A 17,877-nucleotide genomic window follows, 5' to 3' on the forward strand; every position below is an offset into this window, starting at 1 on the left:
TTATATTACCGTAAAATTATACGAGATGCACTAAAAAATTAAGCACCCAATCCTTTTCGGATGAGTGCCTAAACGGTTAATTATTCAACGGTGAGTAACTTAGGAACTCTGGGTGCCCGTAAATGCGAAGGTATTTGCAGTCCCGCCCCTAGTAGCGGCCTGACATAGTATTTAAAGGCGTCGGTGACATGGTTGCCCTCGTTATTAACAAACTCATCCGGCATTAACCTTGTTTTTGCCGCTATCTCTTCCAGTGCAGCTAAGCGGTAGTCAACCGAATAATAGCCGGTACGGTGAATGGTGAGGGAGCCACTAGCATTATTCCAATAAGCCAACTGAACCGATCTTTCGCCCACTTCTCGAGCCTCATGCTGATCAATATCCGAAACACAACCCACGAATGACCGCTGTAAGTAACCGAATGTGTCACTGCGTACCCGGGAAATTTCCAAACGCTCCTTCACTTTCTGTGTCAACAGATCTCCCAAAGCACCTGTTCCTGAGAGGCATACATTGCCGTGACCATCAACTTCAATATCCTTGCGTAAAGAGGTAATGACCGGTTGACCGCTTGCATCCCTTATTCCTTCAGAAACAGCAACTATACACATGCCATAGCGATCATAAATCCGTTTTACGTCTGTCAAAAACTTTTCGACATGAAATTCTCTCTCTGGGAGATAGATAAGGTGCGGCCCGTCATCAGGATACTTCTGGGCAATAGCGGAAGCGGCTGTCAGAAAACCGGCATTACGTCCCATTACTACACCGATATAAACTCCGCTGAGAGCCCTTACGTCAAGATTGATGCCCATAAACGCTTGAGCAACAAATCTCGCTGCCGAACCGTAACCTGGGGTGTGGTCGCTGATAACCAAGTCATTGTCGATTGTCTTAGGAACGTGGATGGCCCGCAAATCATAGTTACCCATGATAGCCGCTTTATTCACGATATGAACAGTGTCGGCAGAATCATTGCCACCGATATAAAAAAAATACCTCACATCGTGTGCCCTTAATACTTTAAAAATCTCATTACAGTATTTCTGGTCAGGTTTGACCCGGGTAGACCAAAGCGCCGAAGAAGGAGTCATTGCAACCTGTTCCAGGTTATGACTTGTTTCTTGAGTAAGATCTAAGAATTCTTCATTAACTATACCTTCCACGCCATGAATCGCTCCGTAGGTTTTGATCATCTCGCCAAATTTTCGAGATTCAAGAACAATACCTGCCAATGTTTGGTTGATAACGGCAGTGGGGCCTCCCCCTTGGGCAATCAACACTTTTCCTATTAAAGCCATCCAATCACTCCCTTCATGTGCCTATAGGACTTCCATACAGACACCTGAAAAACAATTTCTCATTATACTTATACTAACTAACGAGATACAAATGTATTCACCATCTGCTTTATTTCCTTGACTGCAGTGGGGGCATCGAGAATTTTATCCATGTCGTTTTCACCAAGAATGGGAGCCGAACTAAAATCAACGGCGTATAAGACTTCGTTACCCCCAAAGTTAACAGGCACAAAATCAATGGCCCAAAGCGGATAAAACAGATTGGACTGCAAACCGTGTCCATGCTTTTTGATGCTTGTTTTAACATTGCCAGAGCTCGCTCGCCAATCGTCACTTTGCAGCGAAATCCAAAAGTACTTCATGCCGACTTGCACTAACCGCAAGGCATGGGCGCTATCACTACTCTTTCCGAGAAACTCAGCAGCCAAACAATTGGGATAACTTTTGAGGCCTACGTCGATAGTCGACAGCAGTTTGTTTTCCCCCCGATGGCTGTATTCATCAAGATATATGACTATATACTGATTATCTCTTAGGTGGGGGGCCCATTTGCCAATATCCCGCAGTATTCCGTGCTTGGGAACGGAAAACCCGTTGCGAGCAAGGAACTTTAGTATTTCTCCGCGCCTCATCCCTTTGTCAGTAAAGCGTTCAAATATCAGCGGAGAAATCGAAGACGGGCTATCAAAATAATCATCATAGTAATCGACAAAGTTCGAACGTAATACAACAGGCCGCATAATAACACCTCCTCGTATAATCAAGGTACTTTTGTAGCAGTATATGTACTCGATTAACCGAAGGTATCAACTCCCGAAAATTTAGCCATTTATATCTTTAAATATATGCCTTAGGGTTAAGGAATTTGCCAAATCCTAGTTTTTAATTTATATTAAGTTCATTAGAGATGCGAGTATAATAGACTCCCTACGTGTCTAGAAGCTCCTACTACGCATATTAAGAAAGAAGGCATTCTATGAAATCATATAAACACTACAAAATCTCCCCAGAACATACTGGCCTTACCATCGAAAACTATTTAAAACAAGTCCTCCATTATTCTGGGCGGAAAATTCAAAAACTCACCCGCGCGAAAGGCATTCTTATAAACGGCAGATCAGCCTTTCTGCAGAAACAGCTTAAACCAACAGATAGTTTGCGCGTACTAGTTATCGATGATATTTCTTATGGGGTTCAGCCTGAACCTGGATCTATCGAGATTCTTTATGAAGATGATTTCATGCTAGTCCTGAATAAACCGCCATACCAGTTGGTTCATCCTACAGGACAAACAACAGGCGGCACCTTAGCCAACCATCTAGCTCATCATTTAACAGAGCACGGCATAGTAAGCACTGTTCGCGCTGTCCATCGATTGGACAGAGAAACATCAGGCTGTATCATTTTCGCAAAAAACGCTCGCAGTCAGTTCCTGCTAGAACAGCAACTGAAAGACAGAAGCTTAAAGCGTATCTACTGGGCGCTTGTTCAAGGAATCGTTGCTCCCCCTTCTGGAATCATTAATGCTCCCATCAGTCTCCACCCAAGTTTGCCTAACCATCGAGCAATCAATGCAAAAGGGGAAGAAGCTATTACCCATTACCAGACCATCCGCAATTATTCTAATGAATCACTACTCGAACTCACCCTAGAAACAGGTCGAACCCACCAGATCCGCGTACATTTGGCGCACTTGGGCTACCCGATCATCGGCGATAAGATGTATGGGGTTCGCTCTCCCCTCATATCCAGGCAAGCATTGCATGCTGCCCAAGTTACCTTCAAGCATTTAGGAGGTAAAGGGGCAGTTACTGTTAATGCTCCACTACCGCCTGATTTTGCTCGAATGATTGATTTTTACGGAAAATAATGTACACAAGCACCATGCATCTCTTAGTCTGTATGCGTTTGCTTTATCTGACAATACAGATTGGACGCCTGTCGTTGAATCAGCAAGAATTTACCTTATAATGGCAAAAAACTAGACAGGTAAACCCTACCAAACGGTAAATTCCTTATTATAGAATATACAGCCTAAATAGGCATATAATGGGGGGTTTACATGAGTAAAATTATGATTTCTCCAAGTCGTTATGTCCAGGGGGCAGGTGCCATTGCCGATATCGGCAAACATGTTGCCAGCTTAGGCGCAAAAGCTCTAGTTCTTGGTGGTAAGAGGGGCATTGGTGCCATTGAAAACGAGTTATCTGCTAGTTTTAAAGAACATGATGTCGAGTTTGTCATAGAATACTTTGGGGGAGAATGCTCACGTCCGGAAATTGACAGAGTAGTTACTGTGATAAAACAAAACAACGTAAATGTCATTGTCGGCGTAGGCGGCGGCAAAGCGCTGGATGCTGCAAAAGCAGTAGCCTATTCGGCTAAAATCCCGCTTGCTGTTGTCCCGACAATTGCCGCTACCGACGCGCCCTGTAGTGCTTTGTCAGTCATCTATACCCCGGACGGTATATTCGAATCTTATTTGGTGTTACCTAAAAATCCGGACTTAGTACTTGTTGATACCGCCATAATTGCTAAAGCTCCCGCAAGGCTATTTGTGTCAGGAATGGGCGATGCTCTTGCTACCTGGTTTGAAGCAGACGCCTGCGCTAAATCCTTTGCCGCTAACCTTCCCGGCGGGTTATCTACTTCAGCCGCATTGTGCTTGGCGAAGCTTTGTTATGATATTTTGATTGAATACGGTTTCCGGGCTAAATTAGCCCTGGAGCAAGGTGTTGCTACCGAAGCCGTGGAGAAAGTGGTAGAAGCCAATACGCTGTTAAGCGGTCTCGGCTTTGAAAGCTCTGGCCTTGCTGCAGCACATGCTGTTCATAACGGTTTTACTGTTTTAGAGGAAACGCACCACGCCTACCATGGTGAAAAAGTTTCTTTCGGCACACTTGTCCAATTAATTCTGGAAAACCGCACAACAGCTGAGCTTGAGGAAGTACTCGGCTTCTGCAAATCTGTTGGCCTGCCAATTACGCTTAAAGAAATCGGTGTCATCGAGGTTACACCTGATAAAATTCGCCAAGTAGCCGAAGCCACTTGTGCCCCTGGAGAAACCATTCATAACGAGCCCTTTAGCGTTAGCCCTGATGCTGTCTATGCTGCCATTATGGCAGCTGATGCGCTTGGCAGAACCTACTTAAACCAGAATTAAGTTCCACTATAAAGTTAAATCGAAAAGCACTATTTGTCCTCATCAGACAGATAGTGCTTTTCACTTTACACACCTTATGCATTAACCAACCTGTTTTGATAATATATAGCCTGTTGCCTGTTTTATTACCTGGCTGCCAAGACGTTTCCGGGGATTATTTCTTTTGATTAGATTATTCAATGCAGTAGCAGAAGTTATAATTGGGTAGCCTTGGTTGCGTACCCGTAAGGTTACCTTAGGATGTGAGAAAAAAACAATCCCATCTACCCATACGTCGATCCCTGTAGCTTGAAGACTCTTCGCAAGGCTATGTACTTGTCCTTTGACTTGTTTAACAGGATTACGTATATCCTGTCTGTACTCGCCGCCCTTACGCCCGATTTTATGCTGAATCCAGCGGCTGTCCAAAATGTTTCCAGAGATCGAGCCATTTAAATTTTTGACCTCAACAACAAAGACTCCGTTTGGTCCTAAAACAATGATATCCAACTCGTGAGAATATCCTTGGTGCTCGATCTGCACATTATTAAAAATATGATAGTTATCCGGTAGCTTGGCAAGAGCCTTGAATGTGTTTTCCTCGCCCTCAATGCCACGCTTTTTAATCGTGTATTGATGATACAGATAGGCACTAGGCCACCCGCACAAAACAATGAACACTAAATGCCAAAGGCTGTCAAAACGGAGCGGTACCAGTGCAAACGCCATAAGATAAAGCACAAGTGGAACAAAACACAGTATGCTGTAAATGAGGTTCTGTCTTGCAGATTGCCGCAGTGCACTTTTTCCTTTATGTATTTGAGCCATAAGGTCTCCTTATATAATCCACTCTTATTCCAGAATGGCTTCAATCTCATTTAGTATTTCCTAAGCTAATTTCACTCAGTTGCAGACCGATATCCAAAAACCTGTATTTCAGTTGTGCCATTCTCTCTTAAATTCCATAATTTACTAATAGTATACCATATTATCTACTCTGATAAAAACAGATAGTTGCTAAATTATGTCTTTACCCTTATAGTAAATTTATTGAGTCATCCATATCGAAGTACGAGGTGTTTTCATGTTACCTGTCTATCGCACAGTAAAGCAAGCCAGTGAGGTTAAACTAGAAATTAACAAATCCCTGTTCATCGCCTATGTCAGTCCTGCCGAAACTGAAGAAGAAGCAGTTAACTTTATCCAGGATATAAAAAAACGTCACAGAGAAGCCACGCATAACTGCTCTGCTTATGTCGTCGGACAACACGGTCAACTTCAAAAAGCTGATGATGACGGTGAACCCAGCGGAACGGCCGGCAGACCAATATTAGAGGTCATTCACAAATCGGACGTCAAAAATACTGTTATTGTAGTGACCCGCTACTTTGGCGGCATTAAGTTAGGAGCTGGTGGACTGATTCGCGCCTACACCAAAGCAGCGGCGGATGGCCTGGAAGCTGCCTTAATCATTGAAAAACAGCTCCACACGAAACTGGCAATTGAACTTAGTTATCACCTGCTAGGAACAGTTGAAAACCAATTGCGGCTTAAGAATTATCCAATTGAAAGCAAAGAATTTACTGAGGTAGTTAAGCTGGTTGTCCTGGCCCGTAAGGGAAGCGAAGATAACTTGATTCAACTAATTGATGATTGTACTGCCGCCCAGGCACCAATACAATCCATTGGTGAAATATATCTGGATGTCTTACCGGAAATGTAAAAAGCGCCGCATCGGAGCGGCGCTTTTTACATTCTATTTTACCCTGTTACTATGCTTTTGCTTTTTGAACACCGGGCTCATCAGGAGCTTCATTTTGGTCGGCCAAGATCCCCATTCTGTCAAACACTTCGAAAGTCAGGCTAATCAGCACCGATACGATAGTGCCCAGCGCCATACCTTTTAATTCAACAGCTCCAAGTTTAACGGCAGCGCCGCTTAGGCCCAGAACAAGTACAGTGGAAGTAAGGATAAGATTCTTGGCTTGAGTATAATCAACTTTTTTCTCAACAAGCATGCGAATACCGGCAGCAGCGATTACACCGAACAACAAGATACATACGCCACCCATAACCGGCACAGGGATACTGCGAATAAGGGCTGCCAGCTTGCCTACAAAAGACAAGGCAATCGCAAAGGTGGCCGCTCCACCAATAACCCAGACACTGTATACTTTAGTAATTGCCATTACACCGATGTTTTCACCATATGTGGTATTGGGCGTAGCGCCGACAAAACCTGAGAGGACGTTAGATACACCGTCAGCAAACAGGGATCGGTGAAGGCCAGGCTCTTTTATCAAATCTCTATCAACAATATTGCCGGTAACAACAAGGTGGCTGATGTGTTCGGCCAGTACTACCAACATAGCAGGCAGGATGATAATCATTGCACTTACATTAAATTCAGGAGTATATAGGGTAGGAACTTCAAACCAGGGTGCGTTCATTATGCTGTTTAGATCAACAATTCCGAGTACTAGTGACAAACTATAGCCTGCAAGAACACCTATGAGCACTGGAATGACCGCGAAGAAACCGCGGAACAGTACCGAACCCAGAATTGTTATACCTAGGGTGAAGACCGACACAATAACAGCCTTATCAGCAGGTATGTTTAACTGCTGCATTAGATCTCCGGTCAAACCAGCCATCCCGGCAGCTGTTGGGGCTAGCTCCAATCCGATAGTGGCAACAATTGCCCCCATGGCGGCAGGCGGAAATACTACATCAATCCATTTGACGCCGACTTTTTTAACAAGCAGCGACATAAGGATGAAGAAGAAACCAAACATGATAAAACCACTTTGGGCAGCTGCATACCCGTACTGCGACATGATAAGAAACACTGGCGAGATAAAGGCAAAACTGGAACCAAGATAAGCGGGAATCCGCCCTTTGCACACAAACAGGTAAATCAGTGTGCCGATGCCATTCATCAAGAGTGATGTCGCAGGGTTAATTTTGAACAGGAAGGGAACCAATACAGTCGCACCAAACATGGCAAATAAGTGCTGTAAGCTAAGGGGAATGGACTGGAGCAGGGGAAGCTTGTCTTCAACCTGAATAATACGTCTGGACATTTGTAATTCCTCCTTTTATTACCCTAGTACACAATAATAAAAGCCTCTCGCACAAGCGAGAGGCTACAAAGTCGCACAAAAACAGACTTTCATTGCGTACCTTGCCGGCCTCTCTGGACCGTCTTAAAGGTTCATTTTCTTATAGTATATTAAACCACACTAATTTTGTCAATTAGGTAATCGCAATTTTAGTCTGCTTTTACAAATCAGTCGGCTGAAGACTGCCGTTATCTACCAGGCCTTCTTGGGTGATCTCCCTAATAGAACGTTCAATAATATTGAGCATCTCTTCAATCTCTTCTACAGTACTTGCGAGCGGTGGCATAAAGATAACAACATCACCGATCGGGCGAATGATGAGTCCGTACTTGCGGGCCTGTTGGCACACACTGGCGCCAGCTGCCTGCTCCCATGGATACGGGACCTTCCGACTTTTGTCCTGCATCAATTCAATGCCAATAATTAGGCCCTGCTGTCTAATATCGCCCACATGGTCAAGTTTTGCTATCTGCTCCAACTTAGCCTCTGCTGCAGCAATTTTAGGAATAAGCCCTTCAATTACTTTTTCTTCGCGGAATATCTTCAGATTAGCTAAAGCTGCGGCACATGCCAGCGGATTGCCTGTATAGGAGTGACCATGATAAAAGGTTTTCTTTTCCGTATAATCGCCCATGAAGGCGTTATAAATTTCATCTGTAGTCATTGTGGCTGCCAACGGCATATAGCCGCCGGTTATGCCTTTGGACAGCGTCATCATGTCAGGGGTTACCGATTCATGCTCACAGGCAAACATTTTTCCTGTTCTACCAAAGCCTGTCGCCACTTCATCTACGATAAGCAGTACACCATAGCGGCGGGTGAGTTCCCGTACTCTTGCCAAATAGCCAGGTGGTGACATCAGCATACCGGCTGCCGCCTGCACCAATGGCTCAATGATCAGGCCGGCTATCTCCTCATGATGGCCAGCCAATACCTGTTCTAGCCTGTCAGTGCACTGTCTCCTGCAAGCTGCTGTGTTTAAGGTCAACTGGCAATGGTAACAGGACGGGGCCGGAATATGCACTGACGTAAACAAGAGCGGCTTGAATACCCGGTGAAACAAATCAATACCACCAACACTGACTGTGCCAACAGTATCGCCATGATAGGCGTGTTCGAGCGCGATAAACTTTTGCTTATTCGGCTTACCCTTATGCTGCCAATATTGAAAAGCCATTTTAAGAGCTACTTCCACAGCGGTCGAACCATCATCTGAGTAGAACACCTTGTTTAGCCCCGTAGGAGCGATTGCCACCAGCTGCTCAGCCAGCTCAGCAGCTGGAATGTTAGCTAACCCCAGCATTGTCGTATGCGCCACTTTCCCAAGTTGTTCGATAATAGCCGCATCAATCTCCGCTTTTCGATGGCCGTGAATATTGACCCATAATGAGGATACGCCATCATAAAACTCGTTGCCCTCAGTGTCAATAAGCTTAATGCCGCTGGCAGCGGCAATAACCTTCTGTGGCCTTGACACCCAATCCTGCATCTGGGTAAAAGGATGCCAGACATACTGCTTATCTTTCAGTTCTGCTTCATGCAATTTCTTCCACTCCTGTCATCAGACTGATTATGTCGTCAACGGCCAAATGCTGTTCTGCCAACTCACCCAACCGCTTCATTGAAGCCTGACCTGGTTGAACCATGGAAACCGCTGGGAACTTCCCCAGCACAGGCAAGCCTGTCAATCGCTCAATGTACGCCAAGTTGCTGCGTTCCAGCACGGTAACCTTATCTTCATCCCACCGGTTAATAATTATTCCAGCAAGGTTTATCCCTCGCTGACGAGCATATTCAGTGGTAAGTACAGTATGATTAATTGTCCCCAAATCAGGTCTAGTGACAAGAAGTGCTGGCAATTTTAGTTCTAGCATCATATCGGCAACAAGATAGTCTCGCCAAATAGGCGCGAGAATACCTCCCACCCCCTCAACCAAGGTCAACTCCGATTTAGCTATCATGGCTTGACAAGTACTGATCAGTTGTGCCGTATCAATGGTGACGCCACATTCAGCGGCTGCTACCGCCGGTGTCAAAGCCGGTCTCAAACAAACTGGATTGACTTGCTGCCGCTGCTCTTCACCAATCCCGGCGGCTGACATTAAAAAGGTGGCATCCTCAGATACCAGCTTGCCATTCGCTCCAATTACCCCACCTGACGCCACCGGCTTAACTACCCCAACACGTATCCCGCGCCCTTTGATGGCAGCGGCAATGGCCCCGCAGATAAAGGTCTTGCCTACATCTGTATCGGTTGCCGTTATGAATAAACCTTTTTGCATCTTTCTACCTCACAGTCGTTCGGGGCTGTTTAACTGCCGCGATGATTGTATCAACTGCAGTGCTTAGTTCTTCCCGTTGATGCACGGCAGTCACAGTCAGCCGCAGGCGGCTTGTACCTACAGGCACTGTTGGCGGCCTGATAGCAGTCATGATAATCCCCTGCATCTTAAGTTCAGCAGTCAACTTAACAGCCTCATCCGCCGCCCCTATCATGACCGGGATTATCGGGGTAATCCCATTAAACACCGGTAAATTAGCTGCTTGTAACAGGGTTCTTACATACTGGGCATTTTCACTTAACTTAACCGTCATTTCCGGTCTGGCCGACAACTCTCTAAGCGCGGCCAGCGCTGCAGCAATGGTTGAAGGCGCTAAGGCAGTGGAAAAAATGAAGCTGCGTGCTCTATTTTTTATGTAATCAATCAGTGCTCTTGATCCTGCGACAAACCCTCCTTCAGCGCCAAGGGCTTTACTCAGTGTGCCGATTTGCACCTGTACCTTGTCTTTCACGCCAAAATAGGCAGCTGTCCCTCTGCCGCCTGGGCCAAGCACGCCAGTAGCGTGAGCGTCATCAACAATAACAATAGCATTAACCGTTTCAGCCAATTCAACAATTGTATCGAGCGGTGCTATATCCCCATCCATGCTAAAGACACCATCTGTGATTATCATTCTTTTTCCCTGACAGTCAGTAGCGGTTAACAACCCCTGCAGATGTTCCATATCGTTGTGCCGGTATACAACAACCCGTGCCCTGGACAATCGGCAGCCGTCAATAATACTGGCATGATTGAATTCATCACTGAAAATAACATCATCAGGCCCAGCCAAGGCGCTAATAACACCAATATTGGCCATATAACCTGTATTAAATACTACAGCATCTTCAGTTTCTTTGAATTTGGCTAACTCCTGTTCTAGCTGTTCAAATAGTGGAAATGTCCCAGTTGTCAGCCTCGCCCCGCCAGCCCCTGTTCCGTACATCCGAATCGCATCAATGGCAGCCTGCTGCACGACTGGGTTATGAGTCAATCCTAAGTAATTATTAGAAGCCAGCATTAGGTAAGTCTGTCCGCCCAGCTGTACATGAGCAGGACTGACAGGACTGTAGGTTACCGTCTGGCGATATAAATTCTTTGCTTTTACCTGTTCCACAAAGTCAGTTAGAAACTGCATCAGTGCGAGCCTCCTCTCCCTGGATGCTGATAAGTACAGGCTGATATTTTAAGTATTCTGTGAGCTGGTCCAAATCAATACTGTCCTTTATGAAAAAAATCCGGCCGCCTATGTCGCTGCCATATGGTTTCAGATGAGTAAATCTCGTATACGCGACTGGGGTAGCAACATAGCCTGCCGTATATTCAGGGTCATCTGACCAGCATAACTCAGCAACCACACCTGGTGCCGACATAACCTTAGAGGCGAGTACGACCGCTTCCTGAATATGAATATTGTTGTAACCCTGATGATTGAGCCAGCGCACATAACCCTGTTCATCATTAATATCCATCCGCGACACGCGTATCCCCCGCCCATTACTGGCATCCAGTCTAACTCCGGTGCGAGCATCCACTAACATAGCGCCCGTTAGGCTGTTAGCTAAACCAGCCAAGGTATCTATCCCCGCAGCAGCCGCTTCCGGCGTAACTCCGGCCTGAATCAGTTCAGCTTGCGCAGCCGCCCGGCCAGCGGTTACACTAGTGACATTTATTGATTTAATCGGCAGGCAGACTGCATTTCGCACAACCTCAGCAGGCACAGCCTCGACAGTCAGATTGATAAAGTCCGCCTCGCCCCGGCTATGAGACAACGCTCGTTCCAGCATTGCTGTTGCAGTAGACATCAGTGCGCCATGGCTCACCAGCCGTTCGGCACCTGAAATATGTTTGCCACCTTTATCGTGCGCACCGCCTTGGGCCGCTCTCATTCTAACACTGTACAGCATAGACTTATTCCTTCCCTTTATATCCTTTTACCCGTTTCAGTAAGGCTGTCAGAGGCCAAGCCAACAAAGCAGTATAAACCATGCCCGGAACCGCCGCCAGCAAGAGGGGAATCGCCGCTTTACCGATAATTCCACCCAGGGCAAGCCTAGCCGCTGCCGAACCCGCTGGCCCAGCCAGGACAATGACCGGCCAGGAGCGTCCAAGCAGAGCTACGATAATACCAACAGTAACCCGAAATACCATGGCAATAAACACATTTAGTAAAGACTGAGTGCCAAGTATCAAGCCGGCAGCGCTTGACAACACTCCTGCTGTAATGTATTTCCCAAAACCAAATACCGCACAGATAGCCACTGCCAATGGGGCTGATAACTGAAATTCAGTTCCAGGTATCAGCCCTGGCAGCTTAAAGGTACCCGTTATCGTTATAAATGCAGCCAACAGTCCAACCTCAGTTATCCAACCAACCCTGCTGTTCATGGCATCAGTCCTGCTTGGTATCTTTGGCTGACAAAGGCCGTAATCCTAAGTCTTTTACCATTGCCACATCCATATCACTGCTGCGCCCGCCGGTTGTCAGATAGCCACCAATCATCATACCATTGATGCCGCCCATCAAGCTGATGGACTGTAGATCCCGCAGGTTAACTTCCCGTCCGCCAGCAGTCCGAATACCTCGCTCAGGCATAATAAACCGGAAAAGTGCAAATGTCTTTAAGATTTCACGCGGCGGCACAGAAGGCTGTTCGGCCATTGCAGTACCTTTAATGGGGGTTAATACATTGAGCGGCACAGAATGAACACCAAACTTCTTTAGCTCAAAGGCCATATCTAATCTGTCTTCCATGCTTTCACCTAGACCGATAATACCGCCAGAACATATCTCAAGCCCTGCTTCATGGGCAATACCGATTGTCTCTGCTCTGTCATCATATGTATGAGTTGTGCACACTTCAGCGTAAAAATTGCGACTGCTTTCGACATTATGATGGTAGCGGTTGACCCCAGCTGCCTTTAATGCTTTGGCTCTTTCCAATGTCAATGTACCAAGTGAGGCGCATACCATCAAATTTGTTTCCTTTTTTATCCGCTCAAGTGCACTTACAATCTTGGGAAAGTCCTTGTCGCCATCTACCCCTCTACCACTGGTAACTATACTAAACCGGAGCGCACCGCCAGCTTCGGCCTGCCTGGCTGCTGCAACAAGTTCATCTTCACTAAGCAGCGGATAAATTTGAATGCTAGCCTTATGATGGGCTGACTGGGCACAAAAACGACAGTTCTCTGAACACATGCCAGAGCGGCCATTGACGATAGCACATAAGTCTACATCATCACCCACAAACTGCTGCCTTATCTTATCAGCCATTGCTAATAAGAATGGGACATCCTTATCTTCAACTTCTGCCAATTTTGATGCTTCTTCCCGGGAAATTTCTCCGCCCTCAAGCACCTTATTACCAAGCTTAATAATTAAATCAAAATTAGACATGTTATTCCTCCGCTCATTGTTAACTTCCTCTTTGCTATACGGTTAACTGTTTTTGCATTTGTTAACCACTGCCATCAGCAGCGGTTAACACCAAAATTATACTACGTGTTTGCTAATCTGTAAATCAAAAAATAGTACCGTCTAAACTGCGGGCAACTGCATTAGAGTTGTCCGATACTCGTTTCCGAAGATCTGCGACATTTTCGCATGTTTTGACAATAAAGGAAGGATTTTCTCATGGATTATGTTGAATATTACCAGAATAAAGCGCTCTATCAGTTACCGTATTGCAGGAAGGAGCAAACAGCATATGACATACTTTCGCCATATAAACTGGAATGTTTTCAATATAGTTGCCACATATATTTCGCTCAGCTTCGTCTGGATCCTTGCGTCAGATGAGTTTGTCAGAATGGTTGCTTCCGATCCAGAAGTTTTCCGTAATTTATCAGTAGCGAAGGGATGGTTCTTTGTTATCGTTACCGCTTCCCTTCTATATGTCCAAATCAGCCGTTACACAGTACTCATCGAAAACAAAGAGTCAATGCTAAGAAAACGCAACGAAGAACTTATAGAACTGAGCAACGAACTAAGTCGTCAATTAAAAGCAGTCCAGCAGCATGAAAACCAGCTAAAGCTACGAAATCAAGAACTAGATCAGTTTGCCTATATTGTATCACATGATCTAAAAGCACCACTGCGTGCCATAACAAACTTGTCGTCCTGGATCGAAGAAGATTTACAGGATACCCATTCTGAGGAAATCAGGAACAATTTATCACTTTTACGAAAACGGGTTTATCGTATGGATAACTTAATCCAAGGTATCCTTGAATATTCTAGAGTAGGCCGGACTACTAGCCCTGTCCAACAATGCAATATCGCCTCATTGCTGGATGATATTATTGATGATTTGCATCCGCCCGCAGGGTTCCAGATTGAAATTGGTGCTGATATGCCTACCATTAAAACAAATAGCCTCCGCCTAAGACAGGTACTAGCAAACCTGATTGATAATGCTATTAAGCATCATGATAAACAAAACGGTACTATCCGTATTGCCATACACGATATGGGGGACTTTTACGAATTCTCAGTGGAGGATGACGGCCCGGGAATTGCTTCTGCTTATCATGAAAAAATATTTGAGATTTTTCAAGTATTAAAGCCTAGAGATACTACAGAAAATACCGGCGTCGGTTTAGCCTTAGTTAAAAAGATTGTTGAGAGCCAAGCCGGTAAAATACAAGTTGATTCTGCTGACGGGCAGGGGACAACCTTCCGTTTTACCTGGCTGAAACAAAAGGAGATTACCTCATGGTAGAAAAGCCGCACTTAAAACTGCTTGTGGTCGACGATGACATGGTCGATCGAATGGCTATCATCCGGCAAATGAAGTCATCTGGTATTTCGGCAGAATATTGGGAGGCAGAAACTTACGCTAAAGGGATAGAAGCGGCCAAGAGCAGCTCTTATGACTGCATTCTTGTCGATTATCGATTACCAGATGGCACTGGCATTGACTTTATCGAGCTGCTAAACCTGGAAACTATCCCTACCCCGATCATTGTCCTTACCGGACAAGGCGACGAAACCGTGGCCGTTGAAGCAATGAAAGCTGGTGCCTCCGACTACCTGGTTAAAGGCTGCTTTCAGGCAGAAGCCTTGGTCCAAGCGGTGTTAGGCTGTATCAGACTGCACCATGCACAATTAGCTGCCAAAAAGGCTGAAGAAAAGGCTCTTCAATCCGAGAAAATGGCCCTGCTAGGGACTACCATTGCGGCTATCTCCCATGAAATTAACCAGCCGCTAAATGCTATTAAACTAATATCAGGTTCTATGCTCTACCGGCACCGTAAAGGAGAACAACTGACTCAAGAAACCATGGTAGATACCCTATCTAAAATTCATGCAAGCTGTGAACGAATCGAGGACATTATTCACGATGTGCGTGCATTTATCTATCGCGAATATAACTCCCCGAACGTTGCCTGCAACATCAATACGGCGATAACTAACGTAGTAGACGCACTCCAAGACACCTGCTCTGTAAGCGGCATCACAATAGAGCTACGGCTTTCTCCTGACCTGCCTGCCATCCGTGCGGACTTACAACGCATTGAGGAGGCAATATCCAATATTGTCACAAACGCCATCCATGCACTCGAAGATATGGACAAATCAGACAAACTAATTTGCATTGAAACTTATTATGATGGAGATGTCATCCTTACAATCCGCGATAACGGCCCCGGAATAGAAGAAAGTATCCAGGAGAAAGTCTTTGACCCTTTCTTCTCAACAAAAAGTTCAGGCAAGGGCATGGGGCTTGGGCTACCCATTTCGCTGTTGACAATCCAAGCTGCAGGCGGAAATATTCAATATCGAACTAATGCTGATAAAGGAGCCTCCTTTTATATCTCATTTCCTGCATTCGGCGAGGCATCTTCAGATGATTCTCCCAAGCATGGCACAGGGGTGATAGGACTTGAACGTTCTGCTAACAGATGATGATAATTTAAGCAGAGAAATAATCGCCGAAATACTACGCGATTTGGGGCATTGTGTTACAGAAGCCACAAACGGTAAACAGGCCTTTGAGCACTTTGCAACTGGTAGTTTCCCTATGGTCATTTCTGATTTAAAGATGCCAAAAATGTCAGGTCTTGATCTACTAGACGCCATCAAATCCGCCTCAGCCGGCCAGCATACTGACGTAGTACTCATTACCGGTTTCGCAGACATAAAGTCGGCTGTCTCTGCCTTACGGGCTGGAGCGTATGACTATCTGCTAAAACCGATTAATGTTGAAGAACTTATCGCTGTTACTGAGCGGGTTGCTGAGCACCAGGCTCTACGGCAAGAAAATCAGATATTGACTACCAACTTTGCTGAGAAGGTACAGGAAGCCACTGCCGAAACGCAGGAACAGTTATACCAGTTAAAAAAGCTGGTAGCCGGTTCATTGAAAGTCGGCGAAGTAGCTGTTTTTTCCGAAAAAATGAGAGAAGTTATGAATTTAGCACAAAAACACTCGTTAGACCGGTCGCTGCCTGTGCTAATCCAAGGCGAAACAGGAACCGGTAAAGAAGTTATTGCGCGAATGATCCATTATGGAAAGCTAAATGAAATCACCCCGTTTGTTGATGTTAATTGTGCAGCCATAACCCCAAACCTATTTGAAAGCGAAATCTTTGGTTATGAATCTGGAGCTTTTACCGGTGCATTAAGTAAGGGCCAAAAAGGCAAATTCGATTTAGCAGCAGGCGGCACACTTTTTCTGGATGAGGTTGGAGAAATTCCGCTAGAGCTTCAAGGAAAACTCCTAAGGGTTATCCAGGAAAAAGAGTATTACCGGGTTGGCGGGCTAAAAAAACTAAAAACAGATGTGCGCCTGGTTTGCGCCACAAATGTAGAGCTTGAAAAAAAGGTAGAGCAGGGTCATTTTCGCCGTGATCTCTATCATCGCTTGCGTGTGGGATTTATAAATATTCCTGCTCTTCGCAGTCGCAAAGAAGAGATTATTCCCCTTGCTGTCATGTTCTTACGGGAATACGCCAAGCAAAAAGGAAAAAACTTCAAAGCAATCAGCCATTCCGCCACGCAAATATTACTTGGCTACTCCTGGCCAGGCAATGTCAGGGAGCTAAAAAATGCTATGGAATGGGTCACCTTTATGCACGACGGAACAGAAGTACTGCCTGAACATCTTGGAATCATTAATCAGACAGAAACCGCCCATCCTAGTGCTACTATAGTAAATCCCGACACCTTCGTACTACCGCCTGAAGGCCTGAATATAGATGCATTTATGTTAAGCCTGGTTGAAAAGGCCCTAGTGTTAAACGGTGGTAATAAGAGCGCAACTGCGTCATATCTTGGTATTTCAAGAAAATCTCTTTACCGTCGACTACAACATACAGACTTGAGTATCAAATATTGAGCCAATTGGCTCAGCGGGACAATAAATGTGCGCCAATTGGACCACACAACAACTCGAACAGGCGAAGCACAACCACTCCCCCTTGATGTCCAAGCTCGCACTATCCTGGGTTTACGCAACCGCAACACTGCTTATAAATAAAAAATGGGCATGCCAAAATGTTGGCATGCTTTTTGCTTTATATACAAGTAATTGACAAGCCAGGCAGTAGTGTCCTGGACTATGCGGGAGAGATGCTTGTTTATGCGCATACTCATTGCCGACGATGATGCAGAGCATGTTGCTGTCCTATCCAGCTTACTTCAGTTATTAGGTCATGAATGCGAATGTTTCACTGTTCCCCGGTTAGCCGTCACTGCGAATGATAAAAATCCTTACGATATTGTGCTAACCGACCTATGCATGCCTGATATGAACGGTAAAGAAGTACTCCAGCATGTTGTGAGCAAAAAAACAAAAACAATTGTAATTATCATCACAGGCTTATATGATCCCCAAATGGCAGCTGAATTGCTGGCACAAGGTGCCTATGCACTTTTTACCAAGCCATTGGACGTTAACCAGCTTATCCGATCAATTGAATTACTAGGAGTCAAGCAGGATAATTTGTCTACATAATGTGAAATCTCATGAAAAAAACCAATAATT

The 17,877-nt window shown here is 45.3% G+C and carries 17 protein-coding genes; 7 read left to right on the forward strand and 10 right to left on the reverse strand.

Annotation, left to right across the window (positions count from 1 at the left end; genetic code table 11):
* Positions 1-80: 80 nt before the first annotated feature.
* Complete coding sequence (locus B9A22_RS12265) at positions 81-1,301, reverse strand: 6-phosphofructokinase (RefSeq protein ID WP_084576018.1); 1,221 nt, start codon at positions 1,299-1,301, stop codon at positions 81-83.
* Positions 1,302-1,378: 77 nt separating this feature from the next.
* A complete protein-coding gene (locus tag B9A22_RS12270) occupies positions 1,379-2,041 on the reverse strand; it encodes a hypothetical protein (protein ID WP_084576019.1) in 663 nt (220 codons plus the stop codon).
* 236 nt (positions 2,042-2,277) lie between these two features.
* On the opposite strand from B9A22_RS12270, the gene B9A22_RS12275 reads away from it, so the two are divergent.
* Together B9A22_RS12275 and B9A22_RS12280 are read left to right on the forward strand one after the other, a co-directional pair.
* Positions 2,278-3,171 (forward strand): RluA family pseudouridine synthase, encoded by an 894-nt coding sequence (locus B9A22_RS12275; RefSeq protein ID WP_084576020.1) that lies wholly within the window; start codon positions 2,278-2,280, stop codon positions 3,169-3,171.
* A gap of 192 nt (positions 3,172-3,363) precedes the next feature.
* Positions 3,364-4,464 (forward strand): glycerol dehydrogenase, encoded by a 1,101-nt coding sequence (locus B9A22_RS12280; protein ID WP_084576021.1) that lies wholly within the window; start codon positions 3,364-3,366, stop codon positions 4,462-4,464.
* 81 nt (positions 4,465-4,545) lie between these two features.
* Here the strand turns inward: B9A22_RS12280 and B9A22_RS12285 are convergent, their stop codons facing one another.
* Positions 4,546-5,271, reverse strand: a complete 726-nt coding sequence (locus tag B9A22_RS12285; protein WP_084576022.1) for a nuclease-related domain-containing protein — start codon at positions 5,269-5,271, stop codon at positions 4,546-4,548.
* A gap of 256 nt (positions 5,272-5,527) precedes the next feature.
* Between B9A22_RS12285 and B9A22_RS12290 the strand changes: the two genes are divergently transcribed.
* Complete coding sequence (locus tag B9A22_RS12290) at positions 5,528-6,166, forward strand: YigZ family protein (protein WP_084576023.1); 639 nt, start codon at positions 5,528-5,530, stop codon at positions 6,164-6,166.
* 49 nt (positions 6,167-6,215) lie between these two features.
* Here B9A22_RS12290 and uraA read toward each other — a convergent pair whose 3' ends face one another.
* The 7 genes from uraA to bioB all read right to left on the reverse strand — a co-directional run bounded on the left by uraA (position 6,216) and on the right by bioB (position 13,286).
* Entirely contained in the window at positions 6,216-7,526 is a 1,311-nt protein-coding gene (uraA, locus tag B9A22_RS12295) for a uracil permease (RefSeq protein ID WP_084576024.1), read from the reverse strand.
* Between the two features lie 199 nt (positions 7,527-7,725).
* Complete coding sequence (bioA, locus tag B9A22_RS12300) at positions 7,726-9,108, reverse strand: adenosylmethionine--8-amino-7-oxononanoate transaminase (protein WP_084576025.1); 1,383 nt, start codon at positions 9,106-9,108, stop codon at positions 7,726-7,728.
* A complete protein-coding gene (bioD, locus tag B9A22_RS12305; RefSeq protein ID WP_084576026.1) occupies positions 9,101-9,847 on the reverse strand; it encodes a dethiobiotin synthase in 747 nt (248 codons plus the stop codon). Before bioD ends, bioA begins: the two co-directional genes overlap by 8 nt.
* Before the next feature lie 4 nt (positions 9,848-9,851).
* Positions 9,852-11,024, reverse strand: coding sequence for an 8-amino-7-oxononanoate synthase (gene bioF / locus B9A22_RS12310; protein ID WP_084576027.1), 1,173 nt, complete (start codon positions 11,022-11,024; stop codon positions 9,852-9,854).
* Positions 11,008-11,793 (reverse strand): 6-carboxyhexanoate--CoA ligase, encoded by a 786-nt coding sequence (locus tag B9A22_RS12315; protein ID WP_084576028.1) that lies wholly within the window; start codon positions 11,791-11,793, stop codon positions 11,008-11,010. Before B9A22_RS12315 ends, bioF begins: the two co-directional genes overlap by 17 nt.
* A gap of 4 nt (positions 11,794-11,797) precedes the next feature.
* Complete coding sequence (locus B9A22_RS12320; protein WP_084576029.1) at positions 11,798-12,274, reverse strand: hypothetical protein; 477 nt, start codon at positions 12,272-12,274, stop codon at positions 11,798-11,800.
* A 4-nt stretch (positions 12,275-12,278) separates the two neighbouring features.
* Positions 12,279-13,286 carry a biotin synthase BioB gene (bioB, locus tag B9A22_RS12325; RefSeq protein WP_084576030.1) on the reverse strand — a complete coding sequence of 336 codons (1,008 nt, stop codon included), beginning with the start codon at positions 13,284-13,286 and terminating at the stop codon, positions 12,279-12,281.
* A 310-nt stretch (positions 13,287-13,596) separates the two neighbouring features.
* On the opposite strand from bioB, the gene B9A22_RS12330 reads away from it, so the two are divergent.
* The 4 genes from B9A22_RS12330 to B9A22_RS12345 all read left to right on the forward strand — a co-directional run bounded on the left by B9A22_RS12330 (position 13,597) and on the right by B9A22_RS12345 (position 17,847).
* On the forward strand, positions 13,597-14,610 hold the full coding sequence (locus B9A22_RS12330) for a sensor histidine kinase (protein WP_176215500.1): 1,014 nt from the start codon (positions 13,597-13,599) through the stop codon (positions 14,608-14,610).
* Positions 14,604-15,797: a sensor histidine kinase gene (locus tag B9A22_RS12335; protein ID WP_084576032.1), complete on the forward strand. Its 1,194-nt coding sequence runs from the start codon at positions 14,604-14,606 to the stop codon at positions 15,795-15,797. Before B9A22_RS12330 ends, B9A22_RS12335 begins: the two co-directional genes overlap by 7 nt.
* Positions 15,775-17,229, forward strand: a complete 1,455-nt coding sequence (locus B9A22_RS12340) for a sigma-54-dependent transcriptional regulator (RefSeq protein WP_084576033.1) — start codon at positions 15,775-15,777, stop codon at positions 17,227-17,229. The genes B9A22_RS12335 and B9A22_RS12340 overlap by 23 nt, the downstream gene beginning before the upstream one ends.
* 222 nt (positions 17,230-17,451) lie before the next feature.
* A complete protein-coding gene (locus tag B9A22_RS12345) occupies positions 17,452-17,847 on the forward strand; it encodes a response regulator (protein WP_084576034.1) in 396 nt (131 codons plus the stop codon).
* Positions 17,848-17,877 lie beyond the last annotated feature (30 nt).

Source organism: Sporomusa malonica (genome assembly GCF_900176355.1).
Taxonomy (GTDB): domain Bacteria; phylum Bacillota; class Negativicutes; order Sporomusales; family Sporomusaceae; genus Sporomusa; species Sporomusa malonica.

Excerpts from the sequence above, each read along its gene's own strand:
- B9A22_RS12265 (WP_084576018.1), bottom strand. The coding sequence starts at position 1,301 with ATGGCTTTAATAGGAAAAGTGTTGATTGCCCAAGGGGGAGGCCCCACT.
- B9A22_RS12270 (WP_084576019.1), bottom strand. The coding sequence starts at position 2,041 with ATGCGGCCTGTTGTATTACGTTCGAACTTTGTCGATTACTATGATGAT.
- B9A22_RS12275 (WP_084576020.1), top strand. The coding sequence starts at position 2,278 with ATGAAATCATATAAACACTACAAAATCTCCCCAGAACATACTGGCCTT.
- B9A22_RS12280 (WP_084576021.1), top strand. The coding sequence starts at position 3,364 with ATGAGTAAAATTATGATTTCTCCAAGTCGTTATGTCCAGGGGGCAGGT.
- B9A22_RS12285 (WP_084576022.1), bottom strand. The coding sequence starts at position 5,271 with ATGGCTCAAATACATAAAGGAAAAAGTGCACTGCGGCAATCTGCAAGA.
- B9A22_RS12290 (WP_084576023.1), top strand. The coding sequence starts at position 5,528 with ATGTTACCTGTCTATCGCACAGTAAAGCAAGCCAGTGAGGTTAAACTA.
- uraA (WP_084576024.1), bottom strand. The coding sequence starts at position 7,526 with ATGTCCAGACGTATTATTCAGGTTGAAGACAAGCTTCCCCTGCTCCAG.
- bioD (WP_084576026.1), bottom strand. The coding sequence starts at position 9,847 with ATGCAAAAAGGTTTATTCATAACGGCAACCGATACAGATGTAGGCAAG.
- bioF (WP_084576027.1), bottom strand. The coding sequence starts at position 11,024 with ATGCAGTTTCTAACTGACTTTGTGGAACAGGTAAAAGCAAAGAATTTA.
- B9A22_RS12315 (WP_084576028.1), bottom strand. The coding sequence starts at position 11,793 with ATGCTGTACAGTGTTAGAATGAGAGCGGCCCAAGGCGGTGCGCACGAT.
- B9A22_RS12320 (WP_084576029.1), bottom strand. The coding sequence starts at position 12,274 with ATGAACAGCAGGGTTGGTTGGATAACTGAGGTTGGACTGTTGGCTGCA.
- bioB (WP_084576030.1), bottom strand. The coding sequence starts at position 13,286 with ATGTCTAATTTTGATTTAATTATTAAGCTTGGTAATAAGGTGCTTGAG.
- B9A22_RS12330 (WP_176215500.1), top strand. The coding sequence starts at position 13,597 with ATGACATACTTTCGCCATATAAACTGGAATGTTTTCAATATAGTTGCC.
- B9A22_RS12335 (WP_084576032.1), top strand. The coding sequence starts at position 14,604 with ATGGTAGAAAAGCCGCACTTAAAACTGCTTGTGGTCGACGATGACATG.
- B9A22_RS12345 (WP_084576034.1), top strand. The coding sequence starts at position 17,452 with ATGCGGGAGAGATGCTTGTTTATGCGCATACTCATTGCCGACGATGAT.